The following is a 275-nucleotide window of genomic DNA, read 5'->3' as shown; positions in this document are numbered from 1 at the left end:
CCCGCCACGCGCGGAGAGGGCGCTCGGTGTGTCCTCATCGGTGGTCGCGCTGTCATTATTCGCCACTGGAGCATCGTTCACCGCATTCACAGTGACATCGACTGTCGCGGTATCGGTGCCGCCGTTGCCATCGGAGACGGTGTAGGTAAAGCTGCCGGGCCCATTGTAGTCGGCATCCGGCGTGTAGGTGACTGAGCCGTCGCCATTAATCACCACAGTCCCGTTCGATGCCGCACCGACGCTCGCAACGGTCAGAGTGTCGCCGTCGACGTCAC

The 275-nt window shown here is 62.9% G+C and carries 1 protein-coding gene; it reads right to left on the bottom strand.

The window, feature by feature from the left end; all coding sequences use genetic code 11:
* On the bottom strand, positions 1-275 hold a 275-nt coding region (locus tag AB2B41_RS23500), incomplete at both ends, for a cadherin-like domain-containing protein (protein ID WP_367880250.1).

Source organism: Sulfitobacter sediminis, assembly GCF_040811725.1.
In the GTDB taxonomy this organism is placed as follows: domain Bacteria; phylum Pseudomonadota; class Alphaproteobacteria; order Rhodobacterales; family Rhodobacteraceae; genus Sulfitobacter; species Sulfitobacter sediminis.
The sequence above is the reverse complement of the archived record's forward strand: the minus strand, read 5'-3'. Positions and strand labels throughout refer to the sequence as shown.